This is a genomic window from Roseburia inulinivorans DSM 16841 (assembly GCF_000174195.1).
Lineage (GTDB): Bacteria > Bacillota > Clostridia > Lachnospirales > Lachnospiraceae > Roseburia > Roseburia inulinivorans.
Genome location: NZ_ACFY01000013.1, coordinates 1 through 12,596 on the forward strand (window position 1 = coordinate 1; position 12,596 = coordinate 12,596).

Consider the following 12,596-nt stretch of genomic DNA (forward strand, 5'->3'; position numbering starts at 1 on the left):
TAACTTACAAAGTATTGCAATTTTAACAGTTATGATATATAGTAATTAAGTGACGTACCAATCTACGTCATTTTCTGTACTACGGAGTTGTTAGTAACTATATATTCCTCGATAGCTCAATGGTAGAGCGCACGGCTGTTAACCGTGATGTTGTAGGTTCGAGCCCTACTCGGGGAGCTCAATAAATAATCGGCTCCGTGGTCAAGCGGTTAAGACATCGCCCTTTCACGGCGGTAACACGGGTTCGATTCCCGTCGGAGTCACTTGCAGTGATGCATAATTTAATAATATGGCGACATAGCCAAGCGGTAAGGCGTGGGTCTGCAACACCCTGATCACCAGTTCGAATCTGGTTGTCGCCTCTTAAGAATCCATAGCAATGTGGGTTCTTTTTTCATTTTATGAAGCATAAAAAAGAAAGAAAGGTGTTTGCCAGAATTTAGGCAAGGCGGAAAAAATGATAGAAATTTTAAAAGCAATATTATTTGGTATTGTGGAAGGTATTACAGAATGGCTTCCAATCAGCAGCACAGGACATATGATCCTTCTAAATGAGATTGTATCGCTGGATGTATCGGATGAATTTTACAGTATGTTTGAAGTTGTGATCCAGCTTGGAGCGATTCTCGCAGTTGTAATTTTATTCTGGAATCAGATCTGGCCATTTGGAAAAAAGGATAACAAGGAACCATTGGCGAAAACTGGCGCAGGTGCGTATATAAAATGGGATATATTTAAACTGTGGTTTCACATTTTAGTATCCTGCGTACCGGCAGCAATCGTAGGTGTACTTTTTGATGAACAGCTGGAAGCATTATTTTACAATTACCAGACAGTAGCAATTATGTTGATCCTGTTTGGTGTAGCATTTATTGTGATTGAGAATTATCACAAAGGAAAAAAGGCAAAGGTGAATACCCTTGTCGGAATTGATTATAAACTGGCATTCTGGATAGGAATGTTTCAGCTGATTGCAGCGATTTTTCCAGGAACATCCCGTTCTGGAGCAACAATTGTCGGAGCATTATTACTTGGAATTTCCAGAACTGTTGCAGCGGAATATACATTTTTCCTTGCAATCCCGGTCATGTTTGGAGCCAGTCTTTTGAAAGGTGCAAAGTTTTTGATGAACGCAACTATGACTTCTCAGGAAGGTGTAATCCTTGTGGTGGGAATGGTTGTTGCATTTGCAGTGTCGCTCGTTGTAATTAAATTTTTAATGGAATATATTAAGAAACACGATTTCAAAGTGTTTGGATGGTACCGTATCATTCTTGGTGTCATCGTGTTATTATGCGGATTTGCCGGCTTTATCGGATAAAATACCGCATACCGTAAGTTTTGTTATTAACCGTATTGGAAGGATAATGGATACCGTTTTCCTCTGCAATAAAGAATCCGCATTTTTTGTGGGTTGCGAGGGAGGCGGTATTTGTTTTACTTACACAATCACGGATATCAACAGAACCCTGCTGATGAAGATGTGTTATCATTTCATTTAAAAGTTCGGAGGCGTATCCCTTTTTTCGGTATTGGGGTGGTGTCTCTAAAGCTTCCAGATAATAAAAATCATTTATTTTATTTAATCTGGCGGCACTTACAGGCATATTGTCTTTTTCCAGAACATAATAAGTATTTTCCGGCAAAGTAAAAAAATCCTGCAAAAAGCAGACAAAGGAATCCTCTTCCTGTTGGATTGCGGTAGTTAAGTCAGTTACATCCGGATATTTTTCTCTGGCGTTTTCCATACAACCTTCTATATATATTTCATGTACGAGAGTGTACATTTCTTCTTGTGTCATGGATTTGTATTCTTTTAACATGTCAAATGCTCCTATATGTTTTCCTGCTATTGTTATGAAAGATTTGAACTCTCTAATCAATGGTAAAAACAGTTCTATCTAAAACAGCACTATATTTATATGTTATCATGTCTGACAATTTGGTACAAGAATATGGGTGTAATAATTGTTAAATGAAAAATGTTAACTAAGAATAAAATACAGGTTGACAATCAAAACGATATTTTATAGAATAAGTGAGTACGAGCGAAGCGTTACTGGAATGAGGTACGCATAAACAGTAACACTATTTTTGTGTGATAGACGTATTCACGGATAGACATACAGCAGCTCAAATAAAAGTGTATGGAGAAGTTAACAATGAATGAGAAAAAGATATCAACATCAACGATTGCAATGATTGCTTTGATGACCGCAGTTACCTGTATTTTAGGACCATTATCAGTGCCAATCGGACCGGTTCCAATTTCCCTGACAAATCTTGCAATTTATTTTACCGTAATATTGCTTGGATGGAAAAAAGGAACGGTGTCTTATGTGATTTATTTATTGATCGGCTTAGTTGGAGTTCCGGTGTTTTCAAGTTTTTCGGCAGGCCCAGCAAAATTATTTGGACCGACAGGTGGTTATCTGATCGGATTTATTTTTCTGGCAATGATCAGTGGCTGGTTTATTGAGAAGTTTCCGGGAAAAAGAGTGATGTATTTTGTAGGAATGGTTTTAGGAACGGCAGTCTGTTATGCACTTGGAACAGCATGGCTTGCTTATGAGGCAGAAATGACATTCCAGGCAGCTTTGATGGCTGGTGTGATCCCATTTATAATTGGTGATATCGCAAAAATGATCGTGGCGATCATTGTAGCACCGATGATTAAGAATCCTTTAGTAAAAGCCGGATATATCAAATAAGAAGGTTTACATCATTAGAGGTACAATACAGTTGGCTTTCAATATCTAAAATTAATAAATTGCGCAAAGACAGGAGGTTGTCAGTGCATAGGCATATTCAGATGTATGATAGAGTGCGTCTGTGATAAAATGTGTTTATGTGTGATAACCTCTTGTTGTTTTGTGAAAAAATGTATAAAATAATTTTTACATTGTGATAGTAATTTCACAGTCGAAAAAATAGAGAACAGGAAAAAGTATGAATCAGAAAGTTGTATTTTTAGATGTTGACGGAACAATTGTAAACGATAAAGGCATTATCCCGGAATCAACCCAAATTGCGATCAGAAAGGCGGTAGAGAACGGCCACAAACTGGTCGTGTGCAGTGGACGAAGTCTTTTTCAATTGCCGCAGATGCTATTGGATCTTGGATTCAGTGGAATGGTTACGGCAGCCGGAGCACAGGTGATCGCAGATGGAAAAGAAATTTATCATGCTGTCATTGATGAAGAACACAGAAAATTTATTGTAGATTATATGGAAAAAAATAATTTTGTTTACTGCTTCCAGACAGATGCAGGAGTTGTCATGAATAAACGGAGCGAACAGCAGATTTTAAAAATTATGAGCGATATGGGAATCACGGAGGAGCATCTGCGTCAGCTTGTAGGTGAATTTTTTATTCAGGAAGATGTCTGGAATAATGAGAAGGAAGAAAAACTGATCTATTATGATGCACCATTTGGAGTGGCGAGAGTGCATGCAGATCTGGAGCCTTATTTTGATGTAGTGGCACTAAGCCTGAGCGGGGCGGATGATTACTGTGGCGAAGTTGGAATCAACGGCATCCATAAAGCAACCGGGATGAAGCGTTATCTGGAATGTGTGGGGATTCCCAGAGAGGACAGTATCGCAATCGGAGACGGACCAAACGACCTGCAGATGATGGATTATGCCGGAATTGGCATTGCGATGGGAAATGCAAGGGAAGAAGTCAAAAAGAGAGCCGACATGGTAACATCACATATTGATGAAGATGGGCTTTACCATGCATTAGACAGGCTTGGACTCTTGAACTAATATCTTTTATGGATGAGGCTGCTTATTTGAGAAAAGAAGAACAGATCAAAAAACAGCGTTGGAGAATTTAATAATGAAAGAAAAAGTAATAGGCTTTATAAAAAAGATACGGTATTATGCGTAGCAACAACACTTGCAATGGTATCCGCTTTTTTTGTAAAACCAACATTGAATTATGTAAACTATATTGATTTCCGCGTCTTGGGCATTTTATTAAGCCTGATGACGGTTATGGCAGGACTTCAGAGAAATGGATTGTTTGATATGATTGGAAGCAGCCTATTAAAAAGAACAAAAAATACAATGCAGTTATCGCTTGTGTTGGTCTTTTTATGTTTTTTCTTTAGCATGTTTATTACGAATGACGTGTCATTGATCACATTTGTTCCTTTTGCAATGCTGACTTTGCGGAAATGTAATCAGGAAAAATTATTAATACCGGTAATCATAGTTCAGACACTCGCAGCCAATCTTGGAAGTATGCTGACACCTATTGGAAATCCGCAAAATTTATATCTTTACAATCTTGCAGAGATGAAAATGTCAACATTTATAGGAATTATAGGTCCATATACGTTAACATCCGGTATATTGCTGCTGTTATCTGTTGCTGTTGTATGCAGAAAAAAAGAGAAGATTGAATTTACACTCGAAGAAAATAACAGCGACCATGAAATTGAAAAAGAAAGGTTACATCTTCGAAGAAAAACACATCAAAAAAATGCAGTTTATCTGATTTTATTTCTGATGAGTCTGCTTGTCGTTGTGAGAGTATTGCCGTACTATGTGGCTTTCATTGTTGTGTTTGTGACGGTCTTTATCATGGACAGACAAGTGTTGAAAACGGTAGATTACAGTTTAATTCTCACATTTATCGCTTTTTTCATTTTTACTGGGAATATAGGAGAAATTGAGACAATCAGGAATGTGTTACAGGAGTTTGTGAATGGCCGGGAAGTTGGAGTAGGTATCGCTGCAAGCCAGGTGATTAGTAACGTTCCAGCAGCCTTATTACTTTCTGGATTTACAAGGGATTATGCAAAATTATTAGTGGGTGTAAATATTGGAGGGCTTGGTACCTTGATTGCATCAATGGCAAGTCTGATCTCATATAAAATTTATGCACATCACTATAACGAACAGAAAGGAAAATATTTCAGGTGGTTTTCGATTGCCAATGTGGGATATCTGGCAGTTTTGCTGGTCGTTTATGGACTGATCAGATGGATGTAAGATAAGCAGAGAAGGAGAATATTATTTCATAGATTTTGAATAATAAGATACGTTATGAGTGAAAAGAAATACAATAAAAATAGTTTACAGGGTACCGTGTATGTATTACTGTCAGCAATCTGTTTCAGTCTGGGCGGAGTGCTGATCAAATCGATTCCGTGGAACTCGTTGTCGATTAATATGGTGCGAAGCATTTTGTCATTTATTCTGATATTTGCTTATCAGAGAACACAGGGGAGAAAGTTTGTTTTTAATAAAATGGTGCTGCTTGGAGCGGTTTTAAATTTTGTCATGGCATTGACATTCGTGATGGCGACAAAGATGACAACCGCAGCAAATGCAATTGTACTGCAGTTTACAGAACCGGTCTTTTTGATTTTGATCGTGTGGATCGTATATAGGCAAAAACCAAAAAAGGACGCAGTTTTAACCTGCATTCTTGTGTTATGTGGAATTTTCTGCTTCTTTTTTGAATCGCTCAGCACAGGTGGAATGGCGGGAAATATCCTTGCAATTGTGTCGGGAGTGACTTACGCAGGCGTGTTTTTGATCAAAAAATTCCCGGGCGGAGATTTTGAATCGTCGCTTATGGTCTCTCATCTGATCAGTATTGTGGTGGGAATTCCATTTTTAATGCGAGAGACAGTGTTCACGCCAACCGTCTGGGGATATGTTCTGGTATTAGGAATTGTACAGTTCGGGTTGTCATATGTATTTTTATCCAGAGGATTAGATCGTGTTTCACCAGTGACAGCATCGCTGACTTCTACGATCGAACCGATTTTAAATCCTATTCTTGTAGCAATTTTTTGTGGAGAGACAATAGGTATGTTGTCCATTTTTGGAGCGGTGCTTGTCATTGGCTCAGCGACTGTGTATAACTTGAGACAGGCGAAAGGTTAAGGCTATAATCCTGCATATAAAACTGCATAAGTTCTGTAAAAGAATACAAGAGGGATTGATATATTTGTGAGGACAAATTATAATTAGCGGAAGATGTAGAAAAAATAGATTTTATATGTAATAAAGGAAAAATATATGTTAACACGATTTAAGGAAAAATATATTGGCGATGCTGCATTTTACAAAAGGTATCTTTATCTTGCGTTGCCAATGATTTTACAAAATGCCATAACAAATCTTGTCAGTTTTCTGGATAACATTATGGTAGGACAGTTGGGAACCGAGCAAATGTCCGGTGTTGCAATTGTCAATCAGTTGATTTTTGTATACAATCTGGCAATATTTGGCGCGGCATCTGCAGCCAGCATTTTTGGGGCACAGTATTACGGAAAAGGAAATCATAAAGGACATATGTATTCTTTCCGTTTTAAATTGTATGCAACGTTGCTTGTAACGGGATTAACGATATTATTATTTGCGACAAAAGGAGCAGATCTGATTTCCCTGTATCTCACCGACACGGCAGGAAGTGGAGCAACCGAGGTGGCACTGCAGTATGGTCTGGAATACCTGGGCATTATGATGGTTGGTCTGGTTCCATTTGCGGTAAACCAGTCCTATGCTACTAATATTAAAGAAACCGGGCAGACGTTGGTGCCGATGATCGCAAGTTTTGTAGCGGTTGGAAGCAATGCGGTTTTGGACTATCTGTTTATTTTCGGAATTGGACCATTTCCAAAATTAGGAGTTATTGGTGCAGCACTGGCAACTGTGATCGCACGCTACATAGAAGCATTTATCATTATTATCTGGGCACATTCCCACAAGGAGAAAAACAGGTATCTGGAAGGTGCGTACACCGGATTTGGAATGCCAAAAGGGGAATTGAAGGCAATTATTATCAAAGGCTTCCCACTTATGTTCAACGAGGTTTTATGGGCAGCAGGCATGACAACCGTTACCCAGTGTTATTCCATTCGAGGATTGGAAGTTGTAGCAGGTCTTAATATTGCAACTACGATCACGAATCTGTTTAACATTATCTATATCCAGCTTGGAGCATGTATCAGCATTGTGGTTGGTCAGTATCTTGGGGCTGGTGAACTGAAAAAAGCGAAAGACGCAGATAATAAAATGATTGTTTTCAGTGTATTCTGCTGTGCGCTTGTGGCGGGCGTGATGCTTGTGATCGGTAGATTTTTTCCACAGATTTATAATACTTCTGAACAGATCAAAGAGCTTGCAACCAGTTTTATTGCAGTTTCGGCAATTATTATGCCATTTTGTTCCTTTAGTCATGCTTCTTATTTTACGTTGCGCTCCGGAGGAAAAACGTTGGTCACTTTTTTGTTTGATTCGGTTTTTACCTGGGTGGTTGTAGTTCCGACAGCATTTGTGCTTGCACATTACACAGGACTTGGAATTGTGAGCGTTTATTTTTTTGTGCAGGCGACAGAGCTTATAAAAGTAGCAATTGGTTATTTTATGGTACGAAGCAATGTGTGGCTCGTACAGATGGTATAGTGAGGTAGAAAAATGTATTTAATTTCAGAAACAACAAAAGAAGAGAGAGAGGCGATTGTCAAGGAATCTCTTGGAAATATTGAAGCAAGCTGTGATGGCTGTATGTCTGGGCTGGCAGAAATGTATCAGGACTATATTGACGGGAAAAGAGAGCTGCGTGAAATCAATATGGAATTTAATGCGCGTTACGTCAAAGGGGAAGATATGCCGGGCAGAGAACGCTGTTACTATGGACAATAAAATATATGGAAAAATAATAAATGGAATATTTTTTCGGGGCAGAAGGTGCGAAGCATGTATTTTACAGAAAAAAATGAGTATAACGATATTCGGGAAAAATCATTTCTTCAATGGCTGGATGAGATGGAAAAGCATGACGATGTTGCAGTGCGCTGCGGTGTGAAGCTTGCGCGGGAGTATATGCAGTATCTCAAGGATGAAAATGAGAAATTGAGGGAAGAGAATCAGCTGAAAAATAGTTATCTGAAGAAAATGAAGATAACGAATAAATAAAAAGAATAATTTTAATAAGAAAAAGGTGTTTTGACAGAGTTATGTAAACAATAACTTGTCAAAACACCTTTTTTAGTACGATTTATAGGACAGATGATGAGTACAATTAGAGATAACAAGAAAAGTTGATTTCAGTTGGAAATGGAGGATATGGATATGTTAGTTGTAATAAGTAGTGAAGCACCAAAGAAAAGAAAAATTTATCACAAAATGGGCTGCATATATGCAGAAAGAATCAAATTTCAAAATCGATTGGAAATAAAAGTTGAACAAGCAGAAAAAGAAGGTTATTGTGAGTGTAAATATTGCGCAGGACTCAGAGGAGATGTCAGAACTCATAAAGCGCAAATATTATCCTGGACACACAAAAAAGAAATGGAATTTAAATTTGATGATCATACAGAAACATTATATATAAAAACGAAAATTGGTTTTTGGAAAATATATTTAAAAGATGATATAGATAAATACCTTTTATATCATAGAAATACATTTGACGCTAATACAGATTATCAGGAACTTATCCGGGGAGAATTTCACAGACAAAAAGATGTGAAACAGACAGACTCGTTAGTAAAATTAGTAGAGTACATAGATGCGCATGACAAAGCCAAGGTTGTAATTCAGGATGATTACCATAATCTTCCGAGACGCACGAAAAAGCAGAAAAAATATTATAAACAGGCAGAGCGAAAAGTGAAGCGAGAGGCTGTGAAAAGAATGGACACACTGTTTGCCATGTTGGAAAGGCAAAATCCAAGCTTAAAAAATGTTTCGATATATGAAAGGAGCAGCGTATGTTAAAATTGTTAGTTTACCTTATGTTTTTTCCTATTATTATTGCATTTAAAATGATGGGATGGATTGTAAAAGGAATTTTGGGAATCGTTAAAATGATTGGCGTAGCGGATTTCTTCTGGAAATTATAATGTATATTAACGTTGCTATCCGCGTATTTTGGAAGTAAAATTATGGAATAAGCAAGATGAATTTTAGAAAAAGAAGGTAGGCAACATGTTTTTTATGATGGGAATTACAGATGGGAGAAAAGACTTTGACTTTCATCAGCAGATAATCTGTGATATCTGTGGAAAATACGGAAGGTTTCAGGTGTTTATGACCTATACGGTGCTGTCGTTATTTTTTATCCCATGTTTTAAGTGGAATAAGCATTATTATGTGCAGACAAGCTGCTGTAATACAGTCTATGAGTTGGATGCGGAGATTGGAAAACGAATTGCAGCAGGTGAGGATATGGAGATTCTGCCGCAACATTTGAGGCAAATGAATCAGCAGGGATATGGATATACGATGAGGCATTGCAGAAATTGTGGATTTTCCACAACGGAAGATTTTGAATATTGCCCGAAATGCGGTACAAGATTAAGTGAATAATAATTAAACACAGAAAAAAATTTGGCAGTTCAAATAATTAGAAAGCAGAAGATATGTTAGGAAATAAAAAAGGAAAGATGATATGCGGATATGTACCGGATTATGTACTCTTTGATTTGGAGACGACCGGGACATCTTGTATTTATGATGAAGTCATTGAAATATCAGCGGTAAAAGTACGGAGTGGAAAAGTTGTGGAGGAGTTTAGCCAGCTTGTGAATCCGAAAAGACCGATTCCGTATGCCGCGAGTATGGTTAATCATATTTCGGATGAGATGGTGGCAAATGAGCCGGATTTTGGGCAGGTGCTGCCTGAGTTTTTAACATTTGCCGGAGATGATATTCTGGTAGGTCATAATATCCAGACATTTGATATGAAATTTTTATATCGGGATTGTGAGCGGCTTTTCCAGCAGAAATTAACGAATGATTATGTTGATACGCTGCGGGTTGCAAAGCTCTGTTTCCCGGAGTGGCGGCACAGGAGACTCAGCGATCTTGCAGAGCATTATGGAATTTCAACAAGAGGTGCACACAGGGCGCTGACAGACTGTAAGATGAATCAGCAGGTATTTGAGTATCTGGCAAAAGAATTGGAGAAAATGCCGGCAGCAAAAAAGCAGTCGAAAGAAAAAATCTGCCCGGAATGTGGGCTTCCGATGAAAAAAAGAAATGGACGTTTCGGGGAATTCTGGGGCTGCATAGGGTACCCGGATTGCAGGCATACTGAAAATACATAGTATATAAAAACAGCCGATGCTTACGCATCGGCTTCATTATTTTTATCAGGATGAATACTTGCCTTGATCCGGCGTTTTAAAACAGAGACTTCCAATGGTGAAAAAAGAAGATCGTCAATGATTTCCGAGGAAACTGCTGTCTGTATCTGGTCTAAAGAGCCCTCCCTACAGATTGCAATGACCGGGCATACGTGATTCGGGTTTGCATCTTTTATCGTATCCCATATAAATTTGCCGGAATCTGTTGTATCAGATACATCTGCAAAAATTGATATCTTTAAATGCATCCATCGTCTGTCTGCGTCGCAGAACTTCGAATCCGTCAATCCCCGGCATTACCAGATCAAGTAAAACGAGATCGATCAGATGGCTGCTTTTTTCAAGAATCATTAAACATTCTTCGCCCGAAGTGGCTTCTTCGAGGCGAAAATGTTCTCCCAGCATCTCTTTTATAATTGCACGTTGAAATTTTGAGTCATCAACAATTAAAAGAGTTTCTTTCTTTTGTAAGTACATACTAATCCCCCATAAGGAATGGACTCTAATACGAATAAGTCTATCAGCGATACTACAGCACATTTGGATTTGGATATTCAATAAAGAATTCGCACTGCAAGACTTTTTGACAAACATTTTTGACCGTGGTATAATTCCTCCCCGATTAAGGAAAATATAAGAGAAAAGAGCAAAAAGTCAAGGTTTCAGGACTTAAAATAAATATAAGATCAGGAGGAAAGCAGGGATTCGTAAGGAATCGTTGCGAGAAAATTATGTGTACAGCAGCAACTTATAAAACAAAAGATTTTTATTTTGGAAGAACGTTAGATTATGAATTTTCATATGGAGAGCAGATTGCAGTGACACCGCGCAATTATCCGTTTCATTTCCGGCATATGGGGGATGTTGCAAAACACTATGCGATCATAGGAATGGCGCATGTTGCAGCAGATTATCCGCTGTATTATGATGCGGTCAACGAAAAAGGTGTTGGGATGGCAGGACTTAATTTTGTCGGAAATGCTTATTTCCCGGAAGTGACAGAAGGAAAAGAAAATGTTGCCTCCTTTGAATTTATTCCGTGGGTGTTAGGACAGTGTGCCAACATGAAGGAAGTACGTGCATTGCTGGCTAAGATCAATATTACAGGAACACCTTTTGCGGAAAATATGCCGGCGGCTTCCCTGCACTGGATCATTGCGGACGCTGATGAGGCTGTCACAGTGGAATCCATGAAGGATGGACTGAAAATTTATGACAACCCGGCGGGCGTTATGACAAATAACCCACCATTTGACCAGCAGATGTTTCTGTTGAACAATTACAGAGGACTTTCGCCAAGACAGCCGGAAAACCATTTTTCTGAGAAACTTCCGTTGGAATGCTATAGTCGTGGCATGGGAGCATTGGGTCTGCCTGGAGACCTTTCCAGTGCATCCCGTTTTGCCCGGGTGGCTTTTACGAAAATGAACTCTGTTTCCGGTGATTCGGAGGAGGAGAGCGTTGGTCAGTTTTTCCATATTTTAGGATCCGTGGAGCAGCAGAGAGGATGCTGTGAAGTGGCAGAAGGAAAATATGAGATCACGATTTATACTTCCTGTTGTAACGCCACAAAAGGTATTTATTATTACACAACTTATACGAACCGTCAGATCACAGCGGTGGATATGCACAGGGAAGATCTGGATGGAAGTGGACTGATCCATTATCCGATGCTGGAAAAAGAGCAGATCCTGCGGCAGAATTAATAAAAAATAGTTAAGATTTGGAAAAATTTTTATAACGAAATTGACAGGACAGGCATTCTTATATTAAACTAACGAATATAAGAGGGAGTAGTTAGCATCTTCGGATGGAATAGTAGTCGTCATCACGCTGAAAGGCCGGTTATTATTGTAAGTAACGAGACTTTTATCACTCAAAAATTTTTTTGATGCGATAAAGGTCTCTTTTCATAATCAATCCTTTATCGCAGGAAAGGAAGGCGTTATGGAATATTTACTGTTACTCGTTGGTTTTGTACTTTTAGTAAAAGGTGCAGATTTTTTCGTGGAGGGAAGTTCTTCTCTCGCAAAAATCATGAAAGTACCGAGCGTCATCATTGGTCTTACCATTGTTGCGATGGGAACCAGTGCCCCGGAGGCATCTGTCAGCATTAATGCGGCGCTCACAGGCAATAATGACATTGCGATCAGCAATGTTGTCGGTTCGAATATTTTTAACGGTCTTGTGGTGGTCGGTATCTGTGCGTTCTTAGCAAGTTTTAAGACAAATCTCGATATTTTAAAAAGAGATATGCCTCTCAACATTGTGATCACAATGATTCTCTGTTTCATGTTTATGGATGGAAAACTGAGCCGTATCGAAGGTCTGATTCTACTGGCAGGAATGGCAGCATATATTGTAAGCATGATTTATTCTGCTTTGAAAAATCGTGAAACTGGTGAGGATTGTAAGGTACTGTCGCTGCCAAAAAGTATTGTGTTTATGGCAGGCGGTCTTGTGGCAGTTATTTTTGGT

At 38.7% G+C, this 12,596-nt stretch carries 17 protein-coding genes and 3 tRNA genes; 17 read left to right on the forward strand and 3 right to left on the reverse strand.

Annotated elements, in window-relative coordinates:
- Nucleotides 1-105 precede the first annotated feature (105 nt).
- The 4 genes from ROSEINA2194_RS01100 (at nucleotide 106) to ROSEINA2194_RS01115 (ending at nucleotide 1,321) form a co-directional block, all read left to right on the forward strand.
- A tRNA-Asn gene (locus ROSEINA2194_RS01100) sits at nucleotides 106-177 on the forward strand.
- A 14-nt stretch (nucleotides 178-191) separates the two neighbouring features.
- A tRNA-Glu gene (locus ROSEINA2194_RS01105) sits at nucleotides 192-263 on the forward strand.
- A gap of 28 nt (nucleotides 264-291) precedes the next feature.
- A tRNA-Cys gene (locus ROSEINA2194_RS01110) sits at nucleotides 292-362 on the forward strand.
- 95 nt (nucleotides 363-457) lie between these two features.
- A complete protein-coding gene (locus ROSEINA2194_RS01115) occupies nucleotides 458-1,321 on the forward strand; it encodes an undecaprenyl-diphosphate phosphatase (RefSeq protein WP_007882373.1) in 864 nt (287 codons plus the stop codon).
- Here the strand turns inward: ROSEINA2194_RS01115 and ROSEINA2194_RS01120 are convergent.
- Nucleotides 1,311-1,823 (reverse strand): GNAT family N-acetyltransferase, encoded by a 513-nt coding sequence (locus tag ROSEINA2194_RS01120; RefSeq protein WP_044926789.1) that lies wholly within the window; start codon nucleotides 1,821-1,823, stop codon nucleotides 1,311-1,313. The genes ROSEINA2194_RS01115 and ROSEINA2194_RS01120 overlap by 11 nt on opposite strands.
- A gap of 324 nt (nucleotides 1,824-2,147) precedes the next feature.
- Here ROSEINA2194_RS01120 and ROSEINA2194_RS01125 point away from each other — a divergent pair, with 324 nt between their 5' ends.
- From ROSEINA2194_RS01125 to ROSEINA2194_RS01170, 11 genes are all read left to right on the forward strand, one after another.
- On the forward strand, nucleotides 2,148-2,711 hold the full coding sequence (locus tag ROSEINA2194_RS01125; RefSeq protein ID WP_007882375.1) for a biotin transporter BioY: 564 nt from the start codon (nucleotides 2,148-2,150) through the stop codon (nucleotides 2,709-2,711).
- 238 nt (nucleotides 2,712-2,949) lie between these two features.
- Nucleotides 2,950-3,771: a Cof-type HAD-IIB family hydrolase gene (locus ROSEINA2194_RS01130; RefSeq protein ID WP_007882377.1), complete on the forward strand. Its 822-nt coding sequence runs from the start codon at nucleotides 2,950-2,952 to the stop codon at nucleotides 3,769-3,771.
- A 138-nt stretch (nucleotides 3,772-3,909) separates the two neighbouring features.
- A complete protein-coding gene (locus tag ROSEINA2194_RS01135; protein WP_007882379.1) occupies nucleotides 3,910-5,004 on the forward strand; it encodes an SLC13 family permease in 1,095 nt (364 codons plus the stop codon).
- A 54-nt stretch (nucleotides 5,005-5,058) separates the two neighbouring features.
- The gene (locus ROSEINA2194_RS01140; RefSeq protein WP_007882380.1) at nucleotides 5,059-5,907 is read left to right on the forward strand and encodes a DMT family transporter; all 849 of its coding nucleotides are present in this window, start codon (nucleotides 5,059-5,061) and stop codon (nucleotides 5,905-5,907) included.
- A gap of 135 nt (nucleotides 5,908-6,042) precedes the next feature.
- Nucleotides 6,043-7,431 carry an MATE family efflux transporter gene (locus ROSEINA2194_RS01145; protein WP_007882381.1) on the forward strand — a complete coding sequence of 463 codons (1,389 nt, stop codon included), beginning with the start codon at nucleotides 6,043-6,045 and terminating at the stop codon, nucleotides 7,429-7,431.
- Between the two features lie 12 nt (nucleotides 7,432-7,443).
- Nucleotides 7,444-7,671 (forward strand): hypothetical protein, encoded by a 228-nt coding sequence (locus ROSEINA2194_RS01150; protein ID WP_007882382.1) that lies wholly within the window; start codon nucleotides 7,444-7,446, stop codon nucleotides 7,669-7,671.
- A gap of 54 nt (nucleotides 7,672-7,725) precedes the next feature.
- Nucleotides 7,726-7,944, forward strand: coding sequence for a hypothetical protein (locus ROSEINA2194_RS01155; protein WP_007882383.1), 219 nt, complete (start codon nucleotides 7,726-7,728; stop codon nucleotides 7,942-7,944).
- A 150-nt stretch (nucleotides 7,945-8,094) separates the two neighbouring features.
- Nucleotides 8,095-8,748 (forward strand): hypothetical protein, encoded by a 654-nt coding sequence (locus tag ROSEINA2194_RS01160; RefSeq protein ID WP_172727028.1) that lies wholly within the window; start codon nucleotides 8,095-8,097, stop codon nucleotides 8,746-8,748.
- Nucleotides 8,742-8,873 carry a hypothetical protein gene (locus tag ROSEINA2194_RS22445; protein WP_007882385.1) on the forward strand — a complete coding sequence of 44 codons (132 nt, stop codon included), beginning with the start codon at nucleotides 8,742-8,744 and terminating at the stop codon, nucleotides 8,871-8,873. The genes ROSEINA2194_RS01160 and ROSEINA2194_RS22445 overlap by 7 nt, the downstream gene beginning before the upstream one ends.
- Nucleotides 8,874-8,958: 85 nt before the next feature.
- Nucleotides 8,959-9,339, forward strand: a complete 381-nt coding sequence (locus tag ROSEINA2194_RS01165; protein WP_007882386.1) for a zinc ribbon domain-containing protein — start codon at nucleotides 8,959-8,961, stop codon at nucleotides 9,337-9,339.
- A 53-nt stretch (nucleotides 9,340-9,392) separates the two neighbouring features.
- Entirely contained in the window at nucleotides 9,393-10,079 is a 687-nt protein-coding gene (locus ROSEINA2194_RS01170) for a 3'-5' exonuclease (RefSeq protein ID WP_007882387.1), read from the forward strand.
- 20 nt (nucleotides 10,080-10,099) lie between these two features.
- On the opposite strand, the gene ROSEINA2194_RS01175 is transcribed toward ROSEINA2194_RS01170, so the two are convergent.
- Together ROSEINA2194_RS01175 and ROSEINA2194_RS01180 are read right to left on the reverse strand one after the other, a co-directional pair.
- Nucleotides 10,100-10,366 (reverse strand): hypothetical protein, encoded by a 267-nt coding sequence (locus tag ROSEINA2194_RS01175; protein ID WP_007882388.1) that lies wholly within the window; start codon nucleotides 10,364-10,366, stop codon nucleotides 10,100-10,102.
- Complete coding sequence (locus ROSEINA2194_RS01180; RefSeq protein WP_044926792.1) at nucleotides 10,329-10,595, reverse strand: response regulator; 267 nt, start codon at nucleotides 10,593-10,595, stop codon at nucleotides 10,329-10,331. The genes ROSEINA2194_RS01175 and ROSEINA2194_RS01180 overlap by 38 nt, the downstream gene beginning before the upstream one ends.
- 254 nt (nucleotides 10,596-10,849) lie before the next feature.
- Here ROSEINA2194_RS01180 and bsh point away from each other — a divergent pair, with 254 nt between their 5' ends.
- Both bsh and ROSEINA2194_RS01190 read left to right on the forward strand, forming a co-directional pair.
- Nucleotides 10,850-11,824, forward strand: a complete 975-nt coding sequence (gene bsh / locus ROSEINA2194_RS01185) for a choloylglycine hydrolase (RefSeq protein WP_007882397.1) — start codon at nucleotides 10,850-10,852, stop codon at nucleotides 11,822-11,824.
- A gap of 241 nt (nucleotides 11,825-12,065) precedes the next feature.
- Nucleotides 12,066-12,596: sodium:calcium antiporter (locus ROSEINA2194_RS01190; protein ID WP_007882398.1), on the forward strand; the 531-nt coding region annotated here is incomplete at its 3' end.

What these genes read in the sequence shown, in the direction of transcription:
- ROSEINA2194_RS01115 (WP_007882373.1), top strand. Translation starts at nt 458, where the DNA reads ATGATAGAAATTTTAAAAGCAATATTATTTGGTATTGTGGAAGGTATT.
- ROSEINA2194_RS01120 (WP_044926789.1), bottom strand. Translation starts at nt 1,823, where the DNA reads ATGTTAAAAGAATACAAATCCATGACACAAGAAGAAATGTACACTCTC.
- ROSEINA2194_RS01125 (WP_007882375.1), top strand. Translation starts at nt 2,148, where the DNA reads ATGGAGAAGTTAACAATGAATGAGAAAAAGATATCAACATCAACGATT.
- ROSEINA2194_RS01130 (WP_007882377.1), top strand. Translation starts at nt 2,950, where the DNA reads ATGAATCAGAAAGTTGTATTTTTAGATGTTGACGGAACAATTGTAAAC.
- ROSEINA2194_RS01135 (WP_007882379.1), top strand. Translation starts at nt 3,910, where the DNA reads ATGGTATCCGCTTTTTTTGTAAAACCAACATTGAATTATGTAAACTAT.
- ROSEINA2194_RS01140 (WP_007882380.1), top strand. Translation starts at nt 5,059, where the DNA reads ATGAGTGAAAAGAAATACAATAAAAATAGTTTACAGGGTACCGTGTAT.
- ROSEINA2194_RS01145 (WP_007882381.1), top strand. Translation starts at nt 6,043, where the DNA reads ATGTTAACACGATTTAAGGAAAAATATATTGGCGATGCTGCATTTTAC.
- ROSEINA2194_RS01150 (WP_007882382.1), top strand. Translation starts at nt 7,444, where the DNA reads ATGTATTTAATTTCAGAAACAACAAAAGAAGAGAGAGAGGCGATTGTC.
- ROSEINA2194_RS01155 (WP_007882383.1), top strand. Translation starts at nt 7,726, where the DNA reads ATGTATTTTACAGAAAAAAATGAGTATAACGATATTCGGGAAAAATCA.
- ROSEINA2194_RS01160 (WP_172727028.1), top strand. Translation starts at nt 8,095, where the DNA reads ATGGATATGTTAGTTGTAATAAGTAGTGAAGCACCAAAGAAAAGAAAA.
- ROSEINA2194_RS22445 (WP_007882385.1), top strand. Translation starts at nt 8,742, where the DNA reads ATGTTAAAATTGTTAGTTTACCTTATGTTTTTTCCTATTATTATTGCA.
- ROSEINA2194_RS01165 (WP_007882386.1), top strand. Translation starts at nt 8,959, where the DNA reads ATGTTTTTTATGATGGGAATTACAGATGGGAGAAAAGACTTTGACTTT.
- ROSEINA2194_RS01170 (WP_007882387.1), top strand. Translation starts at nt 9,393, where the DNA reads ATGTTAGGAAATAAAAAAGGAAAGATGATATGCGGATATGTACCGGAT.
- ROSEINA2194_RS01175 (WP_007882388.1), bottom strand. Translation starts at nt 10,366, where the DNA reads ATGCATTTAAAGATATCAATTTTTGCAGATGTATCTGATACAACAGAT.
- ROSEINA2194_RS01180 (WP_044926792.1), bottom strand. Translation starts at nt 10,595, where the DNA reads ATGTACTTACAAAAGAAAGAAACTCTTTTAATTGTTGATGACTCAAAA.
- bsh (WP_007882397.1), top strand. Translation starts at nt 10,850, where the DNA reads ATGTGTACAGCAGCAACTTATAAAACAAAAGATTTTTATTTTGGAAGA.